Here is a 26,552-nt window from a genome sequence, read left to right on the forward strand (position 1 = left end):
TCCTCGCTTAAACAGGCTTCTTGTTGAGAATCACGCCGTTGGTGGTGTAGCCCATGCGGTCAAGTGCCTCGAGCGCAGCGGCTCCCTCGGCCTCCTTCTTGGAGGAACCGGTGCCGCGGCCCTGGCGAATACCGTCGATGAGCACCACAGCGGTAAAGGTGGGCGCATGCGCGGGGCCCTCGGAGCCGACCAGCTTATACGCGGGAGGCTCGTGGCCGTCTGCCTGCACGCACTCCTGCAAGAACGACTTGGGGTTCGCGGGGTGCTCGGCACGCTCGGAGGCCAGGTGCGGCTTGAGCGTACGATGGATAAAGTCTGCCGCAACATCCCAGCCGGCATCCAGGTACAGCGCGCCCACGAGCGACTCGTAGACGTTCTCGAGCGCCGAGTGCAGGCCGCGCGCACCGGTACCGGTCTCGGAGGCACCAAAGATAATGATGTCGTCGATGCCCAGCTCATGCGACACCTCGGACAGCGTAGCGCCCGAGACAAGCGACACCTTCAGGCGCGTGAGCTTGCCCTCGTCAAACTCCGGATAGGACTCAAAGAGCGAACGGGCGACGACGGCGCCCAAAATGGAATCACCCAAGAACTCAAGACGCTCGTAGCTTGCCGAGACTGGCTGGCCTTCGACGGCCGAAGGATGCGTAAGGGCCGCGCGCAGCAGCACCTTGTCATTGAACTCGTGGCCCAGAATCTCCTGGGCGCGCGTAAGTCGTTCGGATAAAGCCAAGACCTAAGCCTCCCTGGCGTTTTCGATCGCGTCGACGGCGTCGGCGACAGAGTTGAGCGAGAGCAAGGTCTCATCATCGATCTCGAGATTGAACTCGTCCTCGATAGCCGTAACCAGCTGCAGGCGCTCGAGCGAGTTGGCATCGAGGTCGTCAAAGGTGGTCTCATCGCTAATTTCGGCAACATCGACGCCCAGAACGTCAGCAGCGACCTCGGCGATCTTGTCGAAGATTTCGGAGCGGTCCATAGCGCTTCCTCTCATAGTGCATGAATACCAAAAGATTGGCACCGCGCGGGCGGCACCAAGACACGGTTTTGATTCTACCCCACGACGTGCGCCGCGAGGCACATAACAGCGCTCTAACTCGCTCTTATAAAACGATACCGTCCATAGAGTTGGCGACATTCTCGACCAGCCCGACGCGCACGGCTTCGGCCGCCGCGAGCGTACCGTTTTTAACAGCCTCGACCGAGGTAGCGCCATGGCCGATCAAGACCACACCGCGCAGGCCCAGCAGGATGGCGCCGCCCTTGGCATCGCCAGAGAGCTTGGCCTTAATCTCGCGCATCTGCTTTTTAATGAGTAGCGCGGCGATCTTGGTGCCGAGCGAGGCCATAAAGGCACCCTTGAGCTCCTGCAGCAAAAACTTGGCAGCGCCCTCGGTGGCCTTGAGCGCAATATTGCCCGACATGCCATCGGCAACGACGACATCGAAATTGCCCGAGGTGAGGTCGGTGCCTTCGCAGTTGCCCACAAAGCCGGGAACGGCGGCCTTCATAGCAGGGAAACAGGCCTTGGTAAAGTTGGAACCCTTCTCGTCCTCGGTGCCATTGGCGAGCAGGCCCACGCGGGGATGCTCGATGCCCAGGACGACGCGGGCATAGGCGCTACCCATCTGGGCAAAACGCACCATGTCATCGACCTCGACATCGGGGTTGGCGCCCATATCGCACAGCACCGTCAGACCGCCGGCGCGATTGGGCAGCGCATTGGTCAGACAGGGACGCACCGGCTGCTTCTTGCCTTCGGCCTGATACCTAAACGGCGTCACATAGGCGGTGGCGGCAGCAGTCATGGCACCGGTCGAGCCGGCGGAGAAGAACGCGTCCGCATTTCCCTTCTTGATGGCGCGGCAGGCAAGCACGATCGACGATTTACGCTTGGTCATCACGGCGCGAATGGGATCGTCATCCATGGCGATAACGTCGGGTGCCTCAAGGGCCTCAACACGTGCATGGGAAGCAGCAAAGGGATTGACGATTTCAGCGGGGCCAGCTGCCAAGACCTCGATATCGGGATCGACTGCAAGCGCAGCCTCGATACCATCGAGAACAACCTGAGGTTTCTCGTCTCCGCCCACAACGTCTACACAAACGCGAACGTTACTCATATACATGCTCCTTATACAAAAATGGCCGACTCATTGAGCCGGCCATTGTGGTTCCATTTGGAACGGCATCGCATCCAGAGTATACCGTTACTCGGTAACGATAACCTCGCGGTCCTTGTAGAAACCGCAGCTGGGGCACACGTGGTGCGGAAGCTTGACAGCGCCGCAACGGGGGCACGTGGACTGAGCCGCAGCCGAGATCTTCATGTTGGCGGAACGACGGGTGTGAGTGCGGATACGACCCTGCTTTTGTTTAGGTACGGGCATAGTGACCTTCCTTATGAACTATCCAGTGTGGCGATTACGCGCAAGTAGCGATACTACCACAGTTTTACTCATCGAGCTTGAGATTCTTCAATGCTGCAAATGGATTTTCCGTGGCAGCGGCCCATTCTGCCTCTGCCTGGGCGGCGCAATCGCATTGCTCGACGTTGAGATTGCAACCGCAAGTGGGACACAGACCGCGGCAATCGGGCTTGCAGAGCACCACAAACGGCGTGTCCATGACGACCGCGTCGTTGATGGGCTCACCCAGATCCACGATGCGGTCCTCACCCAGGAGCTCGTAGCCATCCTCGTAGGCCTCGGGATCCTCGGGTTCCTCAAAGAGGTAGAACTCCTCGATCTCGCCGGCGATATCAAACGAGGCGGACTCCAGGCAACGGTCGCACTCGCCGGCGGCGTGCGCGCGGACCATGCCGGTAAGCAAAACACCGGTACCGGCATTGGTAAAGACAACGTCGTAGTCGATGCCGTCCTGTAGCTGGTACTCCTTCTCGCCCACCGTGTAGGTGGCGACATCGACCTTACCGGTCAGCGGATACGAATCTCCAGGAAACTCGAGCTGCTCGGAAAGATCGACGGTAACGCTCGGGAACTCAGCCATTACCACTGACCATTCTGCTGGGCGGCACCCTCGTTGAGCTGCTGACGGCAACGGGTAACGGTGCCGGTCAGGCTCTTAAGGTTCTCCTCCAAGTGCGTAAAGACCTGCTCTGCGTAGTCCTCGGCAGCATAACGCGTCTCGCGCTCGTACTGCTGGGCACGATCGCGGATGTCATCGGCCTGCTGCTGTGCCAAGCGGACGATCTCCTGCTCACCGGCAATGGTGAGGGCCTGCTGCTGAGCGTCGGCGATGATGGAATCGGCCTGAGCGGCGGCGGAAGCCATAAGCTCCTCGCGCTCCTTAAGGATACGGCGGGACTTCTGCCACTCCTCGGGATAACTCATGCGGATCTCGTCGAGGATGTTGAAGAACACGTCGGCGTCGATGACCTTGAACTGAGCGTTCTTGCCGAAAGGCGGCTTGGCTTCCTCGATCAGCCCTTCGAGCTCATCGACCAAGCTGACGATCCTATCGCCAGGAAAATTCTCGCCCGGCATCCGGTCTCCTTTCATAGGTAACATATCATCGTGCTAGTTTACCACATGCCACCAGGCAATAAAAAACGTCACGAAAAGCGATGTCTGAGCGCTTCGACCACGTTGGGCGGGACAAACGTCGATACATCGCTGCCGAGTGAGGCGATCTGGCGAACGACCGAGCTCGAGATATAACCGTACTGCGGCGCACTCATGACAAAGATGGACTCCAGCTCGTTATCCAAGCGATAGTTGAGATCTGCCTGCTGCAGCTCGTACTCAAAGTCGGTCATGGCGCGCAGGCCCTTGACCACGGCCCCCGCCCCCTGCTCACGAGCGAAGTCGACCAAGAGGCCGGTAAAGGGCAGGACCTCGACGCCGTCGATTTCACCGAGCGCCTCGCGGGCCAGTGCCACGCGCTCATCGAGCATAAACGTGGTACCCACACCGTTTTTACCCTGCGACTCGGCAACAGCGACGATCACGCTGGGAAAGATGCGACGGGCGCGGCGGATGACGTCGATATGGCCAAACGTGATGGGATCGAAGGTGCCCGGGACGATCACGCGGTTGATGGTGTCATTCATGGGCGTCCTCCTGAAACGTCGTGGCATCGTTGTTGTGAGCATCGGTGCCAGCGCAATCTTCCTCACCATCGTCATCGCCGACCCAACGAAGCAGGTCGACCGAGGTAATGCCGTAGCGCTTCTCGCGCACGATCTCAAAGCCTGCCGGATGCGCGCCCGCATCGGCGGCGGCATGCTCAAACAGGGTATAAGCGCCAGGTGCAAGCAGACCCTGCTGAGCCAGGTTCTGCAGCAGCCCCTCGACCGGCTCGGCACCAAAAGCATAGGGCGGGTCGAGCAGGACCAGATCAAAGGGGCCGCCCGGCACACGACCGCGCGAGGCACTCGCCAGCATGTCGCCCGTTATCACGCGCCAACGCGCACGGTCACGGCAGAGCGACTCGATATTCTTGGCAATGAGCCGCGCGGCATTCCGATCGATCTCGAACGTCGTGAGCGAGCGGGCACCACGTGAGAGCATCTCGATACCCAAAGCGCCGGAGCCGCCAAAGGCGTCCAGCACGCGGACCTCGTCCAGATCGAAGTCAAATGCCGACATGACCATAGATGCGCATGCCTCGCGCACGCGATCGGTCGTGGGGCGGGTGACATCGCGACCACGGGGCTCCTCGATCTTACGACCGCGCCATTCGCCGCCGATGATTCTCATCCTCCGCTGACCTCCTTAAAAATGTGTCGATATCGCATGGCGACCGCATCGCGCAGGGGGCGCGTCGCCACGGAGTCAAGGTTGCAAGCATACCGCAAGAGCTCGACCGCGTCCAAATGGGCCCACTCGATCAGCTCCTCGTCGACATCCAGGTCGACAAAGCGCAGGGTCACTCCGCCATGCTGGCGGTACCCCAGGATTTCGCCCTCGTGGCGCAGACGCAGGTCCATCTGCGCGAGCGTAAAGCCATCCGAGGTCTTCTCGAGCGATTGCAGGCGATCTTGTGCTGCCGAAGCGCCGCCGTTGCCCTTGGAGTGCGTCATGACCAGGCAGGTGCCCGACACGCTGCCGCGGCCCACGCGGCCGCGTAGCTGGTGCAGGGCCGCCAAACCAAAGCGCTCGCCGTTCTCGATGACCATGACGGTGGCGTTGGGCACGTCGACGCCCACCTCGACCACCGTAGTCGAGACGAGCACGTCGATCTCGCCGCGCTTGAAGGCATCGATAACCTGGTCCTTCTCCCCCGCTGGCATGCGGCCGTGAAGGCGATCGATGGCAAGACCCGGCAACGCCAGACGCAGGCGATCGAGTTCGGTCGCCGTATCGTGCAGCGGCACGGGGACCGTCACGCGGCCCTCATCGTCACGGGCGATACCGGGCACGTCCTCCAACTCATCGGCCGAGTCGCTCGGCTCCACGAGCGGGCAAATCACGTAGGCCTGCTGACCCTTTTCATGCGCCTTACGGATGGCGCCATAGGCGAGGTCACGGCTCGACTCGGTGAGAACGCGCGTCGTCACGCCAGCGCCAGGGACGGGCCGATGGCGGATGATGCTCGTGTCCAGATCGCCGTAGACTGAAAGCGCCAGCGTACGCGGGATGGGCGTTGCCGTCATAACGAGCAGATCGGCACCAGGGCCCTTCGCACGCAGGGCGTTGCGTTGGCCGACGCCAAACCGGTGCTGCTCATCGATGACCACGAGCGACAGATGCTTGAACGCAACGTTATCCGAAAGCACCGCGTGGGTGCCAAAGAGGACATCGAGCTCGCCCGATTCCAGCTGGGCATGGATCCGTTCGCGCTCGGCCGCCGGCGTGGCGCCCGTCAGGAGCGCCCAGGTCATGCCAGCCTGCGAGAGCAGAGGGCCGGTCTTATCGGCATATTGACGCGCCAGCACGCCCGTGGGCGCCATAACGCAGGCCTGCGTGCCGCTATCGGCAGCCACAGCCAGCGCGCAGGCGGCAACAGCGGTCTTGCCGGTACCGACATCGCCCAGCAGCAGGCGGTTCATCACGCGCCCGCCATCGCACATATCGCGCAGGATGTCTTGGAACGCGGCCTGTTGCTCGTCGCTCAGCGAAAACGGCAGGGCCTGCTTGAGCGCGGCCAGGTGCTCGCCCGCGGCGTGGGCGTAGGGCACTACATCGACCAGGCCGCCGTCGTTGCGCAGGCGCAGCGCCAACTGCAGGTAGAGGCACTCCTCGTAGGCAAGCCGTGCGCGCGCGATATCGCGCTCGGCCATGCTCGAGGGAAAGTGGATCGATCGGAGCGCACGGGCATGGCTCATCAGGCGACGTTTAACGCGTAAGCGTGCCGGAATGGGATCAAAGGGATTGCCGACGACCTCGAGCGCGCCGCTTACGATGCGGCGCATCCATGCCTGGCTCACGCCGTCACTCACATAATGGACCGGCAAAATGGTGCCCGCAGCACGCCCGTCATCGAGCTTTTCAAAGTGCGGCGAGGCCATCTGCTTAAAGCCGTAGGCAAACTCGACCTTACCCATCACGGCCAGGCGGTCGCCCTGCTTAAGCTGCTGGGCAATCCAGGGCTGGCGGAAAAAGGCGACCTGCAGCACGCCCGTCTCGTCAACGAGTGAGACCTCGGTCACCTGCATGCGCGGACGCGGCTGCTTTTGGACGATACGGTCGACCGTGGCGATGATGGTGCACACGGTACCGATGGGCGCCATCTCGATGGACCAGGAGCGCGTAAAGTCCAGGTATCGATGAGGGATATGGAGAAGGAGGTCCCCCACCGTCCGAATTCCCAGACGGCGAAGGGCCTCCTCACGTTTACCCGAAACATATTTGAGTCGCGCGATATCCTCGTCGAGCGCATTGCTCTGGGCAAAGCGCTCCGAGACGCGCGGCACGGAGCACAGCTCGGACATGGGCAGATGCCTACTCGATCGAGAAGATCACGGGATAGAGCGGCTGCTCGCCACGATGGGCGTCAATCTCCAGATCGGGCTGAGCCTCCTCAATGGCGTCGACGATCTCCTGGAAGGCCTCATCGGACAGTTCCTCGCCGGCCAGAATCGTCAGCGCATCGCCCTCCTCTTCCTCCTGCATGCGGTTGATGCAATCGAGCGTGACCTGCTTCACATCGGAGCCGACCACGTCAATGGAGCCGGCAATGATACCCATGACGTCACCGGAGTGAATCGGCGAGCCGTCGGACGCGCTGGAATCGCGCACGGCACGGGTGACCTCGCCATCACGAACCTCACTGATGGCGTCGACCATAGCGGCGACGGCATCCTCGAGCTCGGAATCGGGCAGGACCGCGAACAGCGCAGAGAAGGCCTGCGGAACGGTCTTGGTGGGAACGACGGCGACCTTCTTGTCGGTACAGGCAGAGGCAGCGGCCTCGGCGGCCATGCGGATGTTGCCGTTATTGGGCAGGATGATGACCGAGGTCGCGTTGACCTGGTCGACGGCGCCCAGCAGGTCTGCAGTCGAGGGGTTCATGGTCTGACCACCGGACACGATCACGTCGACGCCGAGGGACTTGAGGATGTCGGCCTCGCCGGAACCAGCGGCAACGGCGACAAAGCCCAGGGCCTTGGCGGGCTCGGCGGCCTTTTCCTGGTCCTCGTGGATCTTGGCGGTACGGTCGTGGGCCTCCATCTCCATGTTGTGGATAAAGACTTCGTAGATCTGACCAAGCTGCAGCATGTGCTCGAGCACCAGGTTGGGGGTGTTGGAGTGCACGTGGATCTTGTAATCGGGGTAAGCGCCCACAAGCAGCTCGCAGTCGCCCATGGAGCCCAGGAACCTGAGGCACTCGTCCTCGTCAAAGGGAGCGTCGGCCTTAAAGAGGAACTCGTTGCAGTAGCGGAACTCCGAGCCCTCCCAGTCGTCGTTGGCCTCGATCTCAACACGACCAAGGGCCGCGTCGCGGGCAGAGCCGGCGGAATCAAACGTGGCGGAGAAATCCTCGACCACGGTGCTGCGGCCAAGAGCGGCGGCAACAAAGTTCTCAAGGAAAATAGCAAAGCCGAAGGCGCCGGAGTCGACCACGCCGTTCTCCTTCAGAACGGGCAGCAGGTCGGGCGTGCGGGCGACGGACTGGTAGGCCTCGACGACGATGGCGTCGAGCGCGTCCTCAGCCGAGAACTTCTTCTTTTCGCACTCGTCGGCCTTGGTTGAGACATCGCGCAGCACCGTGAGGATCGTACCCTCGATGGGCTTACGGACGGCCTGGAAGGCAACCTTGACGGCACGACGGAAAGCGAAGGCGATGTTGGCGGACGTAATGGGCTCGTCGGCGGAGACAAGGCCCTCGGCCACGCCGCGCAGGATCTGCGAGGTGATGACACCGGAGTTGCCGCGGGCGCCCATCAGGGAGCCGTGGGTGATGGCGCCGGCGATGGCCTCCATGTCGGCGTCGGCGGGAAGAGCGGAGAGCTCCTTGGTCACCGAGGCGAGCGTGAGCGACATGTTGGTGCCGGTGTCACCGTCGGGCACGGGGAAGACGTTGAGCTTGTTGATCTCCTCGGCCTTGTCGGAAACGGCAGCCGCAGCGATCGGAAAACAGGTGCGAATGGTCTTTGCAATCATGGGTATTTGAATCTCCGTTTTCGGATGCTAGTTCAGACGGCTCTTGAGCGCGTCGATATGGATGCCGATCTTAAGGCTGGCGGGATCGATCTGGGCGATCTCCTGCAGGGTGAAGGCAACGGAGCTCGAAAGATTGTGGCAGACGGACTTCATGTTGACGCCGTTCTCGAGCACGACGTGAAGATCGACCGTAAGGCCGTTCTCGTCGGCGGAGACAAGCACGCCCTTGCGGAGGCGCTGACCGGCAAGCAGGCGCACGCTCTCGGCGCCTTGGAGCTGCTCAGCCATACCGACGACGCCATAGCACGTCATCGCGGCATAACCGGCAATATCGGCAATAACGTCGTTCGAGACGCTCAGGCTGCCGTTAATGGTCTCAGACACAAGAATCTCCTTATCTGGTGCTCGCGGCACCATGTCGTGGGAGCAATCATTGCAATATTCTACAACGACCGCGCCATGTTGAGGTGGTGGGTCGCGGGATTACATCCTCGACACGAAATGTTGATATGGCAACGTTCGAGTCAAGTGGTCGCGGCATGAAAAAACCCGCCGCATAAGCGACGGGTTTTACAACCTGGCTCCCCGGGTAGGACTCGAACCTACAACAGCGCGGTTAACAGCCGCGTGCTCTACCATTGAGCTACCGAGGAATAGGTGCGTGCTCTCAAGCAACGAAGTTTATTATACGGACGAATCAGCTCAGGGCAAGAACTTTTTTAAGAATTTTTCCGACCTAGTCATTGGAGACGTCCCCAATGACCACATGAAAGCGCCCCCAAGCGGATGTGCTTGAGGGCGCTTCTTGCTTGCGAGGTTATGACTCGATGTAGTCCTTCAGCTTGCTGCTGCGGCTCGGGTGGCGGAGCTTGGCCAGGGTCTTGGACTCGATCTGGCGGATACGCTCGCGCGTGACGCCAAACTCGCGGCCGACTTCCTCGAGCGTACGGGGATGCCCGTCGACAAGGCCAAAGCGCAGCTCGATAACCTTGCGCTCACGATCGGCAAGCGAGTCGAGCACCTGAGTGAGCTGCTCCTGCAGCATGGAGAAGCTGGCGGCATCGGGAGGAACGATTGCCTGGGAGTCCTCGATGAAGTCGCCCAGCTGGGAATCCTCTTCCTCGCCGATGGGGGTCTCGAGCGACACGGGCTCCTGCGAGATCTTCTGGATCTCGCGGACGCGATCGGCGCTCATGTCCATCTCGGCACCGATCTCCTCGGGGGTCGGGTCGCGGCCCAGGTCCTGAAGGAGCTGGCGCTGCACGCGGACGAGCTTGTTGATGGTCTCGACCATGTGTACGGGAATACGGATGGTACGGGCCTGGTCGGCAATGGCGCGCGTAATGGCCTGACGGATCCACCACGTGGCGTACGTGGAGAACTTGAAACCCTTCTGGTAGTCGAACTTCTCGACGGCGCGAATCAGACCGAGGTTGCCCTCCTGGATCAGGTCAAGGAACAGCATGCCGCGGCCGACATAGCGCTTGGCAATGGAGACAACCAGACGCAGGTTTGCGCTGATGAGTGCCTGCTTGGCTTCGAGGCCGACGTTCTCAATGCGCGTAAGACGACGCATCTCGGCACGCGTGAGCTCGAGCTCACCGGCATCGGCAGCCTCGAGCTTCTCGGTGGCCTCAAGACCGGCCTCGATCTTCATAGCCAGATCGACCTCTTCGGAGGCGGTCAGCAGGTCGACCTTGCCGATCTCCTTGAGGTACATACGAACCGGATCGCCGGTCAGCATCACCGTGGAGGCATCGATGCCACGCACGCGCGAGCGTGAACGGGACGTGCGCACGGTGCGCTTCTTCTTGCTCTTGGAAGAACCCATCTCGGCGTCGGCCTGACGGGCCATCTTGAGCTCATGATCGTCGAGCGAGCCGGAATCGTGCTCGTCGTCGTCATCGAAATCGTCGGTATCGGTATCGTTATCGTCATCGTCGACGTCCATGGGGGCGTCGTCGTTACCGCTCGCGGAGATAATCTGGATGCCGCTGTTGCGCAGCGCGGAATACACCGCGGTGAGCTGCTCGTCAGAAACATCGATATCCTTCAGGGCGACCTGAATCTCGTCCTCGGTTACCGAAGTCCTGTTTGAGCCGTTGCCCATGAGCTTTGCAACGTAGGATTCCAGCCCAGTACCCGTGCTCTCAGTCTTTTTTGGCACAGATTCTCCCTTCATAGTCCACAGGACTCAATACTTTAGCACACACATAGACGTCTATACCCAAAAAGAGGACTGGATATAGGCGAGAATACGCTGGTTGACCACAACATCTAGGCCTGTTCGGTGCCTGCGGCCTCCAGACCAATCAAACGGAACGGGTCCGCCACGCCGCCGATCGACTTTTGCAGTTCGCGTTGACGCTGCGAATCCTGCGCGGCCTGCACGGTCAGCGCGCGACGGGCCTCATCATCGAGCGAACGGTCCTGGCGCAGCTTGGCCTGTGCGGCACGCATGCGGCGCTTGATGGTGTAGAGCTCGAGCGTATCGAGCATAAACACGATGTTCGTCTCGGTGGGATGCTTGCTCGTCGCCGAGATGCGCCCGGCACTCACAAGCGTTGCCGCCTCGGGACACACCGAGCGCGCCGCATCCATGCAGGCCGCAGGATCGGTTCCCGGCGGCGTTGCCAGAACGGCCCATGCGATGGACTCGTGACGAGGGTCAACCCACTCGATAGAGCAGATGCGGTCGGCATACGTGCGGAACAGGTCGGGGTAGCTCGTGAGCATCGTCAACAGCTCGCGCTCCCCTGCCAAGGACTTGCGTTCCAAATCGGTCAGGACCATAGGGGCCGAGGCGTCTGCCGGGCCATCGGCGGGCGCAGAGCCTATACCATCAGGCACATCGATCGGCGGCAGGTCGTCGACGACCTCCACGGGCGCGGCACCGTAGGCATCGAGCGGGACGTAGTCATACGGCTCTTCTTCGACCGGCGCGGACACCGGCGGCGTCGCGCCCGATGCCCAAGCACCGCGAGATGCCCCCAGCGAACCAGACGTCCGACCGCCCGCGCTAACAGAGCGCTCGGCTTGCGCCCGCTGGCGTTCATAGTTCTGCTCACGACGTCGTTCCGCATCTTCGCGCTTGGCGACATCGCGAAACACGCGACCCGAACTCGCGCGAACCGTCTCCAGATCCAAACCCAGCAGATCGGCAATCTGGATAAAGTATGTGTCGATCATATAGCTATCGCGCAGCGGATAGATAAGCGTCAGCGCATCTTCCAGCGCCTTGGCACGACCGCCCGGCGTGGTGATGTCACTCGACTCCTGCAGCGAACGGTAGACAAAGTCCATGAGCGGCTCGGCAGCGTCGATGCGCGCCTGAAGCTCCTGTCCACCATGCGCTGTGATGAACTCCATGGGGTCGTTGCCGTCGGGCAGCACCACGCAGCGCAGGTCCATCGAATCCTGCTCGATAAATTGAATCGCGCGACGGGCGGCCTTCTGGCCCGCGGCATCGCCATCGAACATATACACGATACGCTTGGCAAAGCGGGTGAGCGTCTTGACGTGATGCTCCGTGAGCGCGGTGCCCAGCGTGGCGACAACGTTTTTGATCCCCGCCTCCCAGCAGGCGATACAATCGGTATAGCCCTCCACCACGATGGCCGTATCCTGCGCGACGATAAACTCCTTGGCCCAGTTAAAGCCATAGAGGTTTCGCTTTTTATGGAACACGCTCGTCTCGGCGGTGTTGAGGTACTTGGGTTGGCCGTCACCCATGATGCGCCCGCCAAAGGCAATGTTGTGACCCTGCTCGTCAAAGATGGGAAACATCACGCGGTCGTAGAAGCGGTCGACAAGCTGCCCGCGCCCGCGGCTCACGGCAACGTTGGCGTCGATCATCTCCTGCGGGGTAAAACCCGCCTGGGACAGGTGCGACACCAGCGCGTTGCGGCCCGGTGCAAAGCCCAGGCAGTAGCGGCGGCAGACGTCGCCACCCATACCACGGCTGGCAAAGTACTCGCGTGGACGGCCGTCCTTACCGCGCATAAGCATGGTGTGGTAGAACTGGGCGGTCTCGGCACACAGATCGTAGATGCGGGCACGCTTGGTACCGCGCTCGCGACGATCTCCGGTGTCATGCAGCTCAATACCCGCACGATCGGCCAAATAGCGGATTGACTCGGGAAAGCTCAGGTTTTCGCGCTTCATGATATAGGTGAAGACGTCGCCGCCTTCGCCGCAGCCAAAGCAGTGCCAGACCTGCGTAGCGGGGATAATATGGAAGGACGGCGTCTTTTCGCCATGAAAGGGGCAGCAGCCCCAAAACTCATGGCCGCGGGGCTTGAGCTCAACCGTTTCCTGCACGATGGCAACTAGGTCGGACGCAGCGCGTACCTGGTCTTTTTCCTCATCGCTAATCACGGATGCTCACCCCCTGCTCGCCCAAGTTGTGACGAATGTCCTCGATATTACCCTCGACGGTCGAGATCAACTCGTCCAGCGATTCGAAAACACGCGAGGGACGCAGCCAGCGCGTAAACGCCAGCGAAACGGAAGCGCCGTACAGGTCGCCCGTATAACCAATTAAGTTAGCCTCGAGATGCGATGAAGCGGCATCGTCGGCATACGTCGGCGGCAGGCCGACGTTAACGGCAGCAGGCCATACGGTGTCATCGACGAGCACCAGGCCCTCATACACGCCATCGGCAGGCACCTGAATGCCGTCGGGAACCTGCAGGTTTGCCGTGGGAAAGCCCATGCCAGAACCCTCGTGACGGCCGCGAATAACACCGCCACGCACCATATACGGGCGGCCGAGTAACCCAGCAGCAAGCCCCACATGGCCCTGTCCCAACTCGCGACGAATGCGGGTGGCGCAAATGGCCTCGCCGCCCTCGCAAAGCAGGTCGTGACCATAAACGTCAACACCGCGCGTGGCACCCCAGGCGCGCATCTCGGCAACACCAGAAGCACCGCCGCGACCCAGCCTAAAGTCGCTGCCAACGCGAATCGAACGAATGTCGACAACGCGTGACAACAGTGCGAGAAAACCGACGTGGTCGAGTGCCGCCACCGCGGGCGTAAAGGGAACGGCCACGACCGCATCGACCCCGGTTAGTGCCAGGGCATGTAGACGGTCGGCCGTCGTCATCAATTTTTGAGCGGGCGATGGGCTCACCACAACGTCCGGATCGGGATCGAAAGTGACCACGACCGCCTTGCAGCCATGGGCACGGGCATCACGGACAAGCGCTTCGATGAGTTCCTGGTGTCCACGGTGAACGCCATCGAACACGCCAATGGCGATCGAGGCAGCACCCAAGTGCTCGCACTCATCAAACGCATCGGCAGTAACGATGCGAGCCTCGTCCGACTCGCCTTCGAAAAAGATACGCGCGAGCTCGCGAGCGGATAACATCATCGAACACCGCCGATTGCCTGCGGGAAAACATGCTCCATGACAAAGCGGCCACTCTCAATGCGGGCGAGCGCCTTGAGTCCCCCATCGAGCACCAACGCAAAAGGCGCCTTCGAGGCATCAAAATCGGCAAGCGCACGCTCAACGGGAATGCGTCGGCCGCAGAGCAGGTCTTCGGCAAGATTGCCCGGCAAGTCAACACGCGTGGCGCCCAGGGCCGCAATGGGATCCAGGGCAAAGCCAGCCGCGGACTCGGGAGAAAGCTCCTCGACCGCATGACAAGCGCCAATGGAAACAACACCGGAAGCCGTGCGGCGCAGCGCGGAAATGTGCGCGGCGCTCTCGCAGGCGCGGCCCAAGTCGCGAGCGAGCGCACGGATATAGGTGCCCTTGCTCACCGAAAACACCACGGTCCACACACACGTATCACCTTCGCCGCCCACGGCGATCAGGTCGGCGGCATAGACCTCGACGGGGCGCGGAGGTAGGTCCACCGCATTGCCCTCGCGAGCAGACTTGTAGGCGCGAACGCCATTGACCGAGATAGCCGAAAACGCCGGCGGCACCTGCATCTGCGGACCCAGCATGGCCGCCAAGCGCTCACGGGCATAGGCAGGATCGCGCAACTCGTTGGCAATAGCCACCGTGCGGACCGCCTCGCCCTCCGCATCATCGGTATTGGTCTCGGCACCAAACGAGATGTCGGCGACGTAGCTTTTGGTATCGAGGGTTAGCATGCCCAGCAAACGGGTGGCTTGGCCTACACCCACCACCATGACACCCGATGCCATGGGGTCGAGCGTGCCGGCATGACCGACGCGCCGCTCATGGAGGGCACGCCGGCATTGCGAAACCACATCGTGGGACGTGCAGCCCACCGGCTTATCGACGGCAAGCAGCATATTCAGTTGAGAAGGCGTACGACGAGCCATGTACCATCCAAAAAGTTAAAGCTCGACGGTCACCGAAGCGAGATCCTCCCCTACCAGTTCGGCCAGCATGGGAAGTGCCACGGTGAGCGTCTCGAGAATCGTTCCGTTGTTGGAGAAACCGGCGGCAGCAGGATGTCCGCCTCCGCCAAAGGCAGCAGCGATCTCGGACACGTTGAGGTCACCCTTGGAGCGCAGGTTGCCGCGCACCTTGGTATCGCCCTCAATGCCCTTCAGGAACAGGCAGACCTCGACGCCCATCACCGAGCGCACCACGTCAACCAGACCGTCGCACTCATCCGAGGTGACACCGCAGGCCTCAAGGTCACTCTGGTACGCGTAGCTATACGCGACGCGCCCGTGGGCCACCGTCTTAATGCGGCCCATAACGATGGACTTGAGGTGCAAAAACTCAACGCGCATGCTCTGGTAGACCTCGAGTGCCACACGCGCCGGATCGGCACCGTGGGCAACCAGACGCGAGGCTGCATGGAACGCGGCGGCGTCGGCGTTTTGGTACTGAAAACGGCCGGTATCGGTAACCAAGCCACACAGCAGGCAGGTTGCAACGCCATCACGTGCGACAATGCCGCAATTGTCCAAGAAGCGGTCGATGATCATGGCGCAGGCTGCAGCTTCGACGCGCCTCAGGCTGAGCTCGGCAAACTCCTCGCGCGCCGGATGGTGATCGAAGCACACCACATGCTTGGAGCGACGAAGCACCTCGGCGGAATTATTGAGACGCTCGACGACCGGCACGTCCACCGAGATGAACAGGTCCGGATTGCCGGTATACGCAGATGCCGGTACCAGGCGATCGGAGCCTTCCATAAAGCGGTAGATGCGCGGAACCGGATCATCGTCTGCCAGCAGCAGCGCAATGTCCTTGTTGGGGAAAAACTTCATGAGCGAAAGGCCCAGACCCAACACGGAGCCCAAGGCATCGCCATCGGGAGAAGTATGTCCCGAAATCGCAATGGAGGACGCACCCTCGATGAGCTCGAGGATGCGTCGCTGAATATCTGCAGACTCGCACGAGGCGAGGTCGGCGGAATTAGTCATCTAAAGCTGCCTCCTGGGCGGCATCCGCTATCGGATAGCCGTCCTCGTCCTTTTCGATCGCAAGCGTGGCGGGAACGTTTTCCAGCGCACGCGTGATGCGCTCGGCCTCATCGGTCGAGCGATCGATGCGAAAATCGAGCTCGGGCGTGACACGCCAATCGAGCGAGCGAGCCAACAGGCTGCGAATACGGCCCTTGGCGCTTGCGAGCGCCTCCATGACCTCGTCGTAGCGGCTCGCATCGCACGATACGTACACGCGCGCGAACGAACGGTCCACCGCGACCTCGACCGCGGTCAAAGTAACCAGGTCGAGACGCGGATCGGAAACCTCAAAGAGCAGGATATAACCGAGCTTCTCGCGAAGCTGCTCGCCCAGACGGCGGGTTGCCTGCGTTTGCTTCATAGCGCTACCCCCTACTCGGTACGGGCAACCTGGTCGATGCGGTAACCCTCGATCTGGTCGCCGGGCTTGATGTCCTGGAAGTTCTCCAGGCCAATGCCGCCCTCGGAACCGCTCTTGAGGCTCTTGGCCTCGTCCTTGTAGTGGCGCATCGAGGCGATCTTGCCGTTGAAGACCACGATGCCGTCGCGCACCAGACGCACGGAATCGGTCGCGGCGATCTCGCCCTCTTCGACGCGGACACCGGCGGCGATACCGACTTTGGGCACCTTGAAGGTGTCCAGGACGGTCGCGGTACCCGTGGAGACCTCGACCTCGGTGGGCTTGAGCATACCGATACGGGCAGCGTCGAGCTCCTCAAGGCACTTGTAGATGACGTCGTAGCAACGGATCTCGACGCCCTCGCGCTCGGCAGCGGAGCGAGCCTTGCCGTCGGGACGCACACCAAAGCCGATGATGATGGCGTTGGAGGCGTCGGCCAGGACGACGTCGGTCTCGTTGATGGCGCCAACGGCGGAGTGGATCGTGTTGATGCGAACCTCGGACTGATCCATCTTGTCGAGCGAATCCTGAAGGGCCTCGATGGAACCCTGGACGTCGGCCTTGATGATCAGGTTGAGCTCCTTGACCTCGGCGTCGGCAATGGTCTCGAAGAGGTTCTCGAGCGTGACGTGCTTGACGCGGCTCTGCTCCTCGATACGGGCCTTGAGCGAACGCTCGTCGGCAAGGGCACGAGCCTCGCGCTCGTCCTCGAACACGCGGAACTCGTCACCGGCGTTGGGCACGGACTGCAGGCCCAGGATCTCGACGGCGTCGGAGGGACCGGCCTCGGTGACGGCGCGGCCCTTGGGGTCGAGCATGGCGCGGACGCGGCCGTAGGTGAGGCCGGCGACCAGCGTATCGCCCACGTGCAGGGTACCGCGGGTCACGAGCACGGTAGCGACCGAGCCGCGGCCCTTGTCGAGCTTGGCCTCGAGGACGTTGCCGGAGGCAAAGGTGTCCGGGTTGGCCTTGAGCTCGAGCACGTCTGCCTGGAGCAGCACGGTCTCCAGAAGGTCGTCGATACCAATCTTCTGCTTCGCCGAGATGTTGACGAACATGTTCTGTCCGCCCCACTCCTCGGGGATGACACCGTACTCGGTGAGCTCCTGGCGCACGCGGTCGGGGTTGGCACCCGGCTTATCGATCTTGTTAACGGCGACGACGATGGGTACGCCGGCGGCCTTGGCGTGGTTGATCGACTCGACGGTCTGAGGCATGACGCCGTCGTCGGCAGCCACGATCAGAATGACGATGTCGGTCACCTTGGCGCCACGGGCACGCATAGCCGTAAAGGTGGCGTGACCCGGGGTATCGATGAAGGTGATCTTGCGATCGTTGATCATAACCTGCGAAGCACCGATGGCCTGCGTGATGCCGCCCGCCTCGCCGGCAGCGACGCCGGTGTGACGGATGGCGTCGAGGAGGCTCGTCTTGCCGTGGTCGACGTGGCCCATGACGGTGACGACCGGTGCGCGCGGCTTAAGGTCGGCGGGATCGTCGTAGAACGAGAAGGTGTTCTCCTCCTCGGGGGTGATGATCTTGATCTGACGGCCCAGGTCGTCGGCAACGAGCTCGACGAGGTCGTCAGACATGGACTGCGTCATGGTGAGCGGCGTGCCCAGCAGGAACAGGCGCTTGATGATGTCGTTGGCCGGAACGTCGAGCGCCTCGGCGAGCTCCTGGACGGTAACGCCCTGGGAAACCTTGATGGCGTCGAGCTCCTCGGGGTTCACGCCCTGGGCCAACGCCTCCTCTATCTTGCGCTCCTCCTGAGCCTTGGCAGCCTCGCGCTCGCGCTTCTCCTTGCGCTTCTTGCGGCGACCGGTGGACTCGCGAGAGGCCTCCTCGACGGCAGCACGAGCCTCCTCGAGTACCTTCTCGCGACTGTACTCCTCGGCCTCGCGAGCCATACGGCTGTAGTGGTCCTCTTCGTTGTTGTGACCGCCCTTGCGCTTCTTGCCCTTGCCCTGCTTGTCGGGGTTGGGGAAGTCCATGCCAGCAGCGACGTTGTTGCTGGCGTTGGTGCGATGGCTGTGCGGACGGCTCTCGGAGGCGTTGCGCTCGGAGTTGCTGTCGGAGGCGTTGCGATCGTTACGACGGCCACCGCGGCGGTCGTTGTTGCCGCCACGACGGTTACCGCGCTCGGCGGCGCGCTCGGCCTTGGCCTTGTCCTCGGCGTCCTTCTTCTCCTTGAGCACGGTCTCCTGTGCGGCGATCTGGTCGAGCAGCGAACGGAAGCGCGAACCGGAGTCGGAAGCGGGAACGGCGCGGCGCTGAGCCTCGCGGGCAGCCTCCTCCTTCTCGCGGGCAAGGCGCTCCTGCTCGGCCTTCTTCTTGGCCTCAGCCTCGGCACGGGCGGCCTCCTCGGCAGCCTGAGCTGCGGCAAACTGGCGGCGCTCCTCCTCGCGTGCCTTCTCGGCAGCGATGCGCTCGCGCTCGGCCTCGGCGGCGCGTGCGGCCTCCTCGGCGGCAGCTGCCTGCTCCTCGGCCTTCTTGGCGGCCTCGACTTCCTGAGCGCGGGCCTCGATCACCGAGGCGAGTTGTTTGCGGACCATGGCGACATAGGCGTCCTCCAGAGTGGAGGAAGCGGACTTAGCGGGAATCTTCATATCAGCGAGATGACCCATCAGTTCCTTGGAGGTCATGCCGAACTCTTTGGCCAGGGTGGACACACGGACTTTTGCCATATGACTTCACCTACCCTTTCTGGCACCTTGGGTGCCTAGAGACTGAACGAGCGTGAGAGACACGCCGGGACCTGCCCGGCGCGACCGCGCGCTAGATCAGGTCCTCCGCATCATCGAAGGCGTCGGTGTCGTGGACACCGCAGAAACGGGAGCCGGGACGAGCCTGGTTGCGGCACTGGACGCCGTCCTCGGACACGTACTCGCAGCGACGGACGTCCTCGTCCTCCTCGTCACCGATCAGGTCGGCGGCGGGCTCCTCGTGAACGGGAACGTTCTTGAGGATGTCGGCGGCAAGCGTCTCGGACTTGATGTCGATGTGCCAGCCGGTCAGGCGCGCGGCGAGGCGGGCGTTCTGGCCCTCCTTGCCGATGGCGAGGGACAGCTGGTCGTCGGGCACGATGACGCCGGCGTAGGCCTTCTCCTCGTCGATGAGGACGCGGGTGACCTTGGCAGGAGACAGGGCGTTGGCGACGTAGACGGCAGGATCGGCATCCCACAGGATGACGTCGACGCGCTCGCCACGGAGCTCGCCCACGACAGCGCGAACACGGCTGCCCTTGGGGCCGACGCAGGCGCCCACGGGATCCAGACGGTCGTCGAGCGAGTGGACGGCTACCTTGGAACGCTGGCCGGGCTCGCGGGCGATCGACTTGATCTGGACGGTGCCCTCATAGATCTCGGGCACCTCCTGCTCAAACAGACGACGCATGAGCTCGGGGTGGGTGCGGGAGATGACAATCGGCGGACGGCTGTGCTCGCCGCGAACCGGTTGCAGGTTGGAGTTGGGGTCGCGTACGTCGATGATCACGGCCTTGATGTGCTGGTTGTGCAGGTAGCGCTCGCCCATCGGGCGCTCGTTGCGCTCGTTCTCGTAACGGCGCTGGTCGAAGTGCGGCAGCTCGGCCTCGACGCCCTCGCGGATCTTGACGATCGTGAAGTCGGGCGTGGACTGCAGCACGGTGCCGCTGATGAGGTCACCGATGCGGCCGGAGAACTCCTCGTAGATCTGCTCGCGGGCGGAGTTGCGCACGATGGCGTTGATCTCGGCCTTGGCGTGCTGGGCGGCGATGCGGCTCGTGTTCTTGGGGGTGACGTCGATCTCCTCGAACTCGGTGAAGTTGCCCTCCTCGTCCATGGAATCGTCAATCGGCTCCAGGCGGTAGACGTAGATCTTGCCGGTGGTGCGGTCGATTGTCACCTTGGCGCCCCACTCAAGATGCAGGATCTCGGCATAGCTCTTGGCGAGCGACTGCTCCAGGCGGTCGATCAGGTAGAGCTGGTCGATGTGCTTCTCCTGGCAAAGCTCCATCAGGGCGGACATCATGTCGGATGCTGCCATCTTACTTTCCTTCCTTCGCGGGCTTGAAGTCATAGGTGGGCTTCAACTTGCACTTTTTAACATCAGAGAAATCGAGGGTAACGGACTCGCCGTCCTCGAGCTCGAGGGTCACCTCGGTCTCGGTCGCAGCGGCAATCTTGCCGGCGTACTTGCGACGGCCCTCGGTGGCTGTAGAGGTGAGCTCGCAGTTCTCGCCCACAAAGCGGGCAAAGTCACTCGGGCGGCGCAGCGGACGCGCCATACCAGGGCTCGACACCTCGAGCGTATAGCTCGAAGAGATAGGGTCGAGCTCCTCAATCACATCGCCGACCCACTTGGTGTTGGCCGTGACGTCGTTGAGAGACAGGCTCTGACCCTCGGCACCCTCGATACGCACGCGCACGCAGGGGGCCTTGGTGGCGCCCACGAGCTCGACGTCGACGATGTCGACATCGTGCTGGGGAGCGACGGCCTCGAGCGCGTCGATGATCGCCTGCTCGGTCTTGGTCTTGACCATTGCGGCACCTCCATCCATACAAAAAAGAAGCGGGGCCGAAACCCCACTTCTTTCAATTACAACTTCATTTGCAAGCAAACTATACCAATAGCTGCGGAAACGTGCAAGCACAGTACGAATCTGCAGGTCAGCGTGCGCACAGCTTCTCCACAAGAATAGGACAATTGGTCGAGGAACCCCATGCGGCGCACCCTCAACAGCCCCAAAACGGGCCATGCGTCCCATTCCACAGGCCCGTTCGGACCCCAAGGGCATTCCTCCCCGAGCCCCTATCGATCAGACTTACGCTAAGGGGCATTCTGCAACAAGCCAGCCAGCAAGTCGCGCAACGACAAACCATTCCAAATCCTCTACGGCAAGGAGGCACACATGAAACGTCTAGGCACCCCCTGCATAACTGCGCTCGCCATCGCAACGTGCTCGTTGGCCCTCTTAGGCTGCAACAACATCAATGGCAAAACCGGAACATGCGAACCGAACCCTGGCAGCACCAAAGCCATCGAGAAAACGACGCCATCGGAGAGCTTCGACAAAATAGACGAAGACCTAATCGATCCCCAGGGCTTGGGTGCCGACCCCCAAGAACAGTTCCCCATCGACCTTGAGGCAGACGAGAACTTCCATGTTACCTGCGTGGGCAAGGACACCGACGGCTACGGCGACGCCGCGCTCGTCTTTACGGTAACCAACAACACCGGTGTCGACATGATGTTTGGCGATGTGGACTCCTATGCCTACGTCAACGGCGTGGCCCGCGATGTGCGCATGCGCCAGCAGGTCGCAGCGGGCGAGGAAACGCGCGCCATGCTCACCTTTGTGGGCACCTTCGACGACCCGGACTTTGATGTGAACAACGACCTCAACGACATCTACCTCAACATTTGGATGTTCGAAGAGGCAACGGGCAACGTTTACTTTAGGGACCTGGTACACATCCCGTAGAAGACGGTGCGACGCACTGACTAAGCAGGTCATACAACACAAAACGAGGGACGACCCAACCGGATCGCCCCTCGTCTTTTATGCGTCAGTTAAGCGCGCAGTGCTTACTTGACCACCAGGTTGACCAGCTTGCCGGGCACGCAGATGGCCTTGACGACCGTCTTGCCCTCGAGCCACTTGGCGACGGCGGCCTCGGCGGCAGCCTGCATCTCCTCGTTGGAGGCGTCGCGGGCGACGTCGATGCGGCCACGGACCTTGCCGAGCACCTGGACGACGATCTGCACCGTGTCCTCGATGGACTCGGCCAAGTCGAACTCGGGCCAGGCGGCGGTGTAGGCATTGCCCTCGCAGCCGAGCGCCTCATGCCACAGCTCGTCGGCCCAGAACGGGCAGATGGGGGCAAGGACGCTCACGATATCCTTAGCCACGCCGTAGCACAGCGCCTTGTCACGGAAAGCGACCTCAGTGGCGTTGAGGTAGGCGCTCGCCGCGTTGACGAGCTCCATGACGGCCGAGATGGCGGTGTTGAACTGGCCGCGATCGAAGTCCTCGGTGCACTTGGCGATGGTGCGGTGACGCTCGCGATAGAGCTTCATCGCAACCTCGTCGAGCGCTGACTTGTCGAAAGCCACGCTGGCGTCGCCGGACTGGACGAGCTGCCAAACGATACGCCAGGCGCGCTTGATGAAGCGGTTGGCGCCCTCGACGGCCTTGGGGTCCCAGTCGAAGTCCTTCTCGGGCGGGGCGATAAACAGGATCGCCAGACGCATGGTGTCGGCACCATAGGGCTCGATGACCGAGCTCGGGGGAACGACGTTGCCCTTGGACTTGGACATGGTATCGCCGTTCTCGTCCTTGACCATGCCCTGACACAGCAGGTTGGTGAAGGGCTCGTCCACGCTCAGCAGGCCCAGGTCGCGCAGTGCCTTGGTAAAGAAGCGGCTGTAGAGCAGGTGCAGAATGGCGTGCTCGATGCCACCAACGTAGTTATCGACGGGCATCCAACGGTCGGCAGCCTCGCGGGAGAAGGGCAGCTCGGTGTTGTGCGGGTCGGTATAGCGCAGGTAATACCAGCTGGAGCAGGTGAAGGTGTCCATGGTATCGGTCTCGCGCTTGGCCGGGCGGCCGCAGACCGGGCAGGTGGTCTCGTAGAACTCCTTGCACTCGGCGAGGGTCTCGCCGGCGCCCAGGTCCAGGTTCTCGGGCAGCGTCACCGGCAGCTGGTCCTCGGGTACGGGGACGATGCCGCAGTGCTCGCAGTGGATGGCCGGGATGGGGTTGCCCCAATAGCGCTGACGGGAAATGAGCCAATCGCGCAGACGGAACTCGACCTTGCGACGACCGCAGCCCATGGCCTCGAGGTCGGCCACGATCGCAGCCTCGCCCTCGGAGTGCTTGCCGCCGCGCATGCCGGTGTACTTGCCGGACTGGACGAGCGTGCCCTCGGCAGCGTGGGCGCAATCCCAGTCGACGGTCTCGGCATGGAAGGTATCGATGGTCTCACCGTTAGCCTCGACGGCTGCGCGGTCGTCATCGTCCAGGATGATCGGCACGATCGGCAGGTCGTACTTGCGGGCGAACTCAAAGTCGCGCTGGTCGCCGCAGGGAACGGCCATGACGGCGCCGGTGCCGTAGTCGGCAACAACGTAGTCGGCAACCCACACGGGGACCTTCTCGCCGTTGACCGGGTTCACCACGTAGCGGCCGGTAAAGGCACCGTGCTTCTCGAGGGTGCCCTGGGCACGCTCGACGGCGGAGATATGCTTGGAGTCCTCGACGATCTTGGTCACGGCCTCCTCGTACTCCGTACCCTCGACGAGCTCGTGCAGACGCGCGTACTCGGGAGCCAGGACAAAGAAGGAGACACCGAAGAGCGTATCGGCACGCGTGGTGAAGACGGTGATCTTGCCCTCGTCGCCCTCGATGGGCTCGCCATCCTGGTCGCAAAGGGTAAAGTCGACCTCGGCGCCCTCGGAGCGACCGATCCAGTTAGCCTGCATCTGCTTGACGCGCTCGGGCCAGCCGGGGAGCTTCTCCAGGTCGTCGAGCAGCTCCTGAGAGTACTCGGTAATCTTGTAGTACCACTGCTCCAGGTCGCGCTTCTCGGGCTCGGTGCCGCAGCGCCAGCACTTGCCCTCGGTAACCTGCTCGTTGGCCAGAACGGTCTTGCAGGTGGGGCACCAGTTGACCGGGTTCTTCTTACGGTAGACCAGGCCCTTTTCCCACATCTTCTCAAAGATCCACTGGCCCCAGCGGTAGTAGTCGGGGCTGCAGGTCTTGACCATGCGATCCAGATCGTAGGAGAAGCCCATGCGCTTCATCGTGGCGAGCGCCTGGTCCATGTTCTTATACGTCCAGGCGGCAGCCTGTGTGTTGTGCTTGATGGCAGCGTTCTCGGCGGGCAGGCCAAAGGCGTCAAAGCCGATGGGGTGCAGCACGTCAAAGCCGCGCATACGAGCCTGACGGGCCATGGCATCGCCGATGGTGTAGTTGCGCGCGTGGCCCATGTGCAGGTCGCCCGACGGATACGGGAACATCTCGAGCACGTACTTCTTGGGCTTGCTGTCGTCGGTGTCGACGGCAAAGAGGTTGGAATCCTCCCAGGCCTTCATCCACCGGGACTCGATGGCCTGCGCGTCGTAGGCAGGAATCTCGTCCTTATGATCTGTGCAATCGCACATATCAGCTCCTTTAATCTTAGCTGGGGTCGGTCGGCTTAGCTTTGTTCGCTACTGCGGACAGTCCTGCGCAAGACGAAGAGCACATTTAGTGCTCTTCTTTGCGTGCGGAACTTGTAGCGAACAAAGCTAAGCCGACCGACCCTAAGGTTAACTTGACTGATGATAGCAAATACGACAAGCGAGATGCCTGCGACTTGCACGCATCTCGCTTTATCTAAATAACGTGGTTTTGAATCAACCACTAATTGTTACCCGCCCAAGCATGGTCGGGTTTTCCAAGTGCCGCAGATTGCCATGAAAGAGGAGCGACGCGTACTTTGGTACGCGAGCGACGGTTTGAACGGCAAGGTGCGGTGCTTGGGAAAGCCGCTTAGCGGTAGCTGACGCTTTGCTGGGAGTCCTTGACGACTACGTCGTGGGCGCCGCCTTCGACGATGGAGGTGGAGCTGACCAGCGTTAGACGTGCCTTTTCCTGGAGCTCGGGGATCGAGAGAGCACCGCAGTTGCACATCGTGGACTTAACCTTGTAGAGCGTGCCGCCCACGCCGTCCTTGAGGGAACCGGCGTAGGGAACGTAGGAGTCGACGCCCTCGACGAAGCTGAGCTTCGCGGCGCCGCCCAGGTCGTAGCGCTGCCAGTTGCGGGCACGCGCAGAACCCTCGCCCCAGTACTCCTTCATGTACTGGCCGTTCACGTTGACGCGCTCGGTCGGGCTCTCATCGAAGCGGGCGAAGTAGCGGCCCAGCATCATGAAGTCGGCACCCATGGCAAGGGCGAGCGTCATGTGGTAGTCGTAGACGATGCCGCCGTCGGAGCACACGGGCACGTAGACACCGGTCTCCTCGTAGTACTCGTCACGAGCGCGGCAGACGTCGATCAGCGCGGTGGCCTGGCCGCGGCCAATGCCCTTGGTCTCGCGGGTAATGCAGATGGAGCCGCCGCCGATACCGACCTTGATGAAGTCGGCACCGCAGTCGGCAAGGAAGCGGAAGCCCTCGGCGTCGACGACGTTACCGGCGCCGACCTTAACGTCCTCGCCATAGTTGGCGCGGATCCACTCGATGGTGCGCTTCTGCCACTCGCTGAAGCCCTCGGAGGAGTCGATGCACAGAACGTCGGCACCGGCCTCGATGAGCAGCGGCACGCGCTCGGCATAGTCGCGGGTGTTGATACCGGCGCCGACCATGTAGCGCTTGTCGCCATCGAGCAGCTCGTTGGGGTTGGTCTTGTGGCTGTCGTAGTCCTTGCGGAAGACAATACCCATCAGGTGATCGTTGTCGTCGACGATCGGCAGGGCGTTGAGCTTGTTGTCCCAGATGACGTCGTTGGCAACCTTGAGGCTGATGTTCTTGTCGCCCACGATGAGCTGCTCACGCGGGGTCATGAACTCGGAGACCTTCGTCTGGTGGTCATCGCGGCTGGGGCGATAGTCACGGCTGGTGACGATGCCCAGGAGCTTACCCTTGGGAGTGCCGTCGTCGGTGACCGGCATAGTGGAGTGACCGGTCTTCTCCTTGAGCTCGATGACCTGCTCCATGGTCATGTCGGGGGTCAGCGTAGAATCGGACTGAACGAAGCCGGCCTTGTGATCCTTGACGGCCTTGACCATAGCGGCCTCGGACTCGGCGCTCTGGGAACCGTAAATGAAGGACAGGCCACCCTCGGTAGCGAGCGCGACACCCATATCGACGCCCGAGACGGACTGCATGATGGCGGAAACCATGGGGATGTTCAGGGTGATTGCCGGCTTCTCACCGCGCTTAAAGCGGGTTAGCGGCGTCTTAAGAGAGACGTTGTTGGGGATGCACTGCGAGGACGAGTAACCAGGAACCAGCAGATACTCCGAAAACGTGTGGGACTCACCGGGAAAGAACGTAGCCATGTTTCTCCTTTTTCCATGCGACCGGTCGGCTGCAGGCCTCGTAGGACCCAGCCCAACCTTGGGCGCCCAATACTGGGGAAGTATCTTAACGCACTTTGACTGCTACAATGCATGATTTAAGAAGAGCACACGAGGGTTTGACGCAGGCTAT

23 protein-coding genes and 1 tRNA gene are annotated in these 26,552 nt (G+C 61.9%); 1 reads left to right on the forward strand and 23 read right to left on the reverse strand.

Features of this window, described 5'->3' with window-relative positions; all coding sequences use genetic code 11:
- Window positions 1-7: 7 nt before the first annotated feature.
- From rnc to rimP, 21 genes are all read right to left on the reverse strand, one after another.
- Entirely contained in the window at window positions 8-733 is a 726-nt protein-coding gene (rnc, locus tag ACRX4W_RS03920; RefSeq protein ID WP_432299275.1) for a ribonuclease III, read from the reverse strand.
- A gap of 3 nt (window positions 734-736) precedes the next feature.
- Window positions 737-979 carry an acyl carrier protein gene (locus ACRX4W_RS03925; protein WP_055309519.1) on the reverse strand — a complete coding sequence of 81 codons (243 nt, stop codon included), beginning with the start codon at window positions 977-979 and terminating at the stop codon, window positions 737-739.
- 124 nt (window positions 980-1,103) lie between these two features.
- Window positions 1,104-2,123, reverse strand: coding sequence for a phosphate acyltransferase PlsX (gene plsX / locus ACRX4W_RS03930; protein WP_432299278.1), 1,020 nt, complete (start codon window positions 2,121-2,123; stop codon window positions 1,104-1,106).
- A gap of 87 nt (window positions 2,124-2,210) precedes the next feature.
- The gene (rpmF, locus tag ACRX4W_RS03935) at window positions 2,211-2,390 is read right to left on the reverse strand and encodes a 50S ribosomal protein L32 (protein ID WP_022094017.1); all 180 of its coding nucleotides are present in this window, start codon (window positions 2,388-2,390) and stop codon (window positions 2,211-2,213) included.
- Window positions 2,391-2,454: 64 nt separating this feature from the next.
- Window positions 2,455-3,009 carry a YceD family protein gene (locus tag ACRX4W_RS03940; protein WP_432299280.1) on the reverse strand — a complete coding sequence of 185 codons (555 nt, stop codon included), beginning with the start codon at window positions 3,007-3,009 and terminating at the stop codon, window positions 2,455-2,457.
- Complete coding sequence (locus tag ACRX4W_RS03945; protein ID WP_040358176.1) at window positions 3,009-3,506, reverse strand: ATP synthase subunit B family protein; 498 nt, start codon at window positions 3,504-3,506, stop codon at window positions 3,009-3,011. The genes ACRX4W_RS03940 and ACRX4W_RS03945 overlap by 1 nt, the downstream gene beginning before the upstream one ends.
- A gap of 68 nt (window positions 3,507-3,574) precedes the next feature.
- Window positions 3,575-4,072 carry a pantetheine-phosphate adenylyltransferase gene (gene coaD, locus ACRX4W_RS03950; RefSeq protein WP_316365925.1) on the reverse strand — a complete coding sequence of 166 codons (498 nt, stop codon included), beginning with the start codon at window positions 4,070-4,072 and terminating at the stop codon, window positions 3,575-3,577.
- Complete coding sequence (gene rsmD, locus ACRX4W_RS03955; RefSeq protein WP_432299282.1) at window positions 4,065-4,721, reverse strand: 16S rRNA (guanine(966)-N(2))-methyltransferase RsmD; 657 nt, start codon at window positions 4,719-4,721, stop codon at window positions 4,065-4,067. Before rsmD ends, coaD begins: the two co-directional genes overlap by 8 nt.
- Window positions 4,718-6,895, reverse strand: coding sequence for an ATP-dependent DNA helicase RecG (gene recG / locus ACRX4W_RS03960; RefSeq protein WP_432299284.1), 2,178 nt, complete (start codon window positions 6,893-6,895; stop codon window positions 4,718-4,720). The genes rsmD and recG overlap by 4 nt, the downstream gene beginning before the upstream one ends.
- A gap of 10 nt (window positions 6,896-6,905) precedes the next feature.
- Window positions 6,906-8,567, reverse strand: a complete 1,662-nt coding sequence (locus ACRX4W_RS03965) for a DAK2 domain-containing protein (RefSeq protein WP_432299286.1) — start codon at window positions 8,565-8,567, stop codon at window positions 6,906-6,908.
- Between the two features lie 27 nt (window positions 8,568-8,594).
- The gene (locus tag ACRX4W_RS03970) at window positions 8,595-8,984 is read right to left on the reverse strand and encodes an Asp23/Gls24 family envelope stress response protein (RefSeq protein WP_187361832.1); all 390 of its coding nucleotides are present in this window, start codon (window positions 8,982-8,984) and stop codon (window positions 8,595-8,597) included.
- A gap of 161 nt (window positions 8,985-9,145) precedes the next feature.
- Window positions 9,146-9,220, reverse strand: a tRNA-Asn gene (locus ACRX4W_RS03975).
- A gap of 164 nt (window positions 9,221-9,384) precedes the next feature.
- Window positions 9,385-10,734: an RNA polymerase sigma factor RpoD gene (rpoD, locus tag ACRX4W_RS03980; RefSeq protein ID WP_055286388.1), complete on the reverse strand. Its 1,350-nt coding sequence runs from the start codon at window positions 10,732-10,734 to the stop codon at window positions 9,385-9,387.
- A 110-nt stretch (window positions 10,735-10,844) separates the two neighbouring features.
- Window positions 10,845-12,944 (reverse strand): DNA primase, encoded by a 2,100-nt coding sequence (gene dnaG, locus ACRX4W_RS03985; RefSeq protein ID WP_432299289.1) that lies wholly within the window; start codon window positions 12,942-12,944, stop codon window positions 10,845-10,847.
- Window positions 12,937-13,944, reverse strand: coding sequence for a riboflavin biosynthesis protein RibF (gene ribF, locus ACRX4W_RS03990; protein ID WP_432299290.1), 1,008 nt, complete (start codon window positions 13,942-13,944; stop codon window positions 12,937-12,939). Before ribF ends, dnaG begins: the two co-directional genes overlap by 8 nt.
- Complete coding sequence (truB, locus tag ACRX4W_RS03995) at window positions 13,941-14,873, reverse strand: tRNA pseudouridine(55) synthase TruB (protein ID WP_432299292.1); 933 nt, start codon at window positions 14,871-14,873, stop codon at window positions 13,941-13,943. The genes ribF and truB overlap by 4 nt, the downstream gene beginning before the upstream one ends.
- Before the next feature lie 15 nt (window positions 14,874-14,888).
- On the reverse strand, window positions 14,889-15,932 hold the full coding sequence (locus ACRX4W_RS04000; protein ID WP_432299294.1) for a DHH family phosphoesterase: 1,044 nt from the start codon (window positions 15,930-15,932) through the stop codon (window positions 14,889-14,891).
- Complete coding sequence (gene rbfA, locus ACRX4W_RS04005; RefSeq protein WP_006234038.1) at window positions 15,925-16,335, reverse strand: 30S ribosome-binding factor RbfA; 411 nt, start codon at window positions 16,333-16,335, stop codon at window positions 15,925-15,927. Before rbfA ends, ACRX4W_RS04000 begins: the two co-directional genes overlap by 8 nt.
- An 11-nt stretch (window positions 16,336-16,346) precedes the next feature.
- On the reverse strand, window positions 16,347-19,061 hold the full coding sequence (infB, locus tag ACRX4W_RS04010; RefSeq protein WP_432299296.1) for a translation initiation factor IF-2: 2,715 nt from the start codon (window positions 19,059-19,061) through the stop codon (window positions 16,347-16,349).
- A 91-nt stretch (window positions 19,062-19,152) separates the two neighbouring features.
- The gene (gene nusA / locus ACRX4W_RS04015) at window positions 19,153-20,400 is read right to left on the reverse strand and encodes a transcription termination factor NusA (RefSeq protein ID WP_117629484.1); all 1,248 of its coding nucleotides are present in this window, start codon (window positions 20,398-20,400) and stop codon (window positions 19,153-19,155) included.
- A gap of 1 nt (window position 20,401) precedes the next feature.
- The gene (rimP, locus tag ACRX4W_RS04020; protein ID WP_432299298.1) at window positions 20,402-20,896 is read right to left on the reverse strand and encodes a ribosome maturation factor RimP; all 495 of its coding nucleotides are present in this window, start codon (window positions 20,894-20,896) and stop codon (window positions 20,402-20,404) included.
- Window positions 20,897-21,265: 369 nt separating this feature from the next.
- On the opposite strand from rimP, the gene ACRX4W_RS04025 reads away from it, so the two are divergent.
- A complete protein-coding gene (locus ACRX4W_RS04025) occupies window positions 21,266-21,838 on the forward strand; it encodes a hypothetical protein (protein WP_432299300.1) in 573 nt (190 codons plus the stop codon).
- 104 nt (window positions 21,839-21,942) lie between these two features.
- Here the strand turns inward: ACRX4W_RS04025 and leuS are convergent, their stop codons facing one another.
- Window positions 21,943-24,519, reverse strand: a complete 2,577-nt coding sequence (gene leuS, locus ACRX4W_RS04030; protein ID WP_432299302.1) for a leucine--tRNA ligase — start codon at window positions 24,517-24,519, stop codon at window positions 21,943-21,945.
- Between the two features lie 370 nt (window positions 24,520-24,889).
- Complete coding sequence (locus ACRX4W_RS04035; protein WP_055251158.1) at window positions 24,890-26,401, reverse strand: IMP dehydrogenase; 1,512 nt, start codon at window positions 26,399-26,401, stop codon at window positions 24,890-24,892.
- Window positions 26,402-26,552: the final 151 nt, after the last annotated feature.

The sequence above is a fragment of the Collinsella aerofaciens genome (assembly GCF_964283865.1).
In the GTDB taxonomy this organism is placed as follows: domain Bacteria; phylum Actinomycetota; class Coriobacteriia; order Coriobacteriales; family Coriobacteriaceae; genus Collinsella.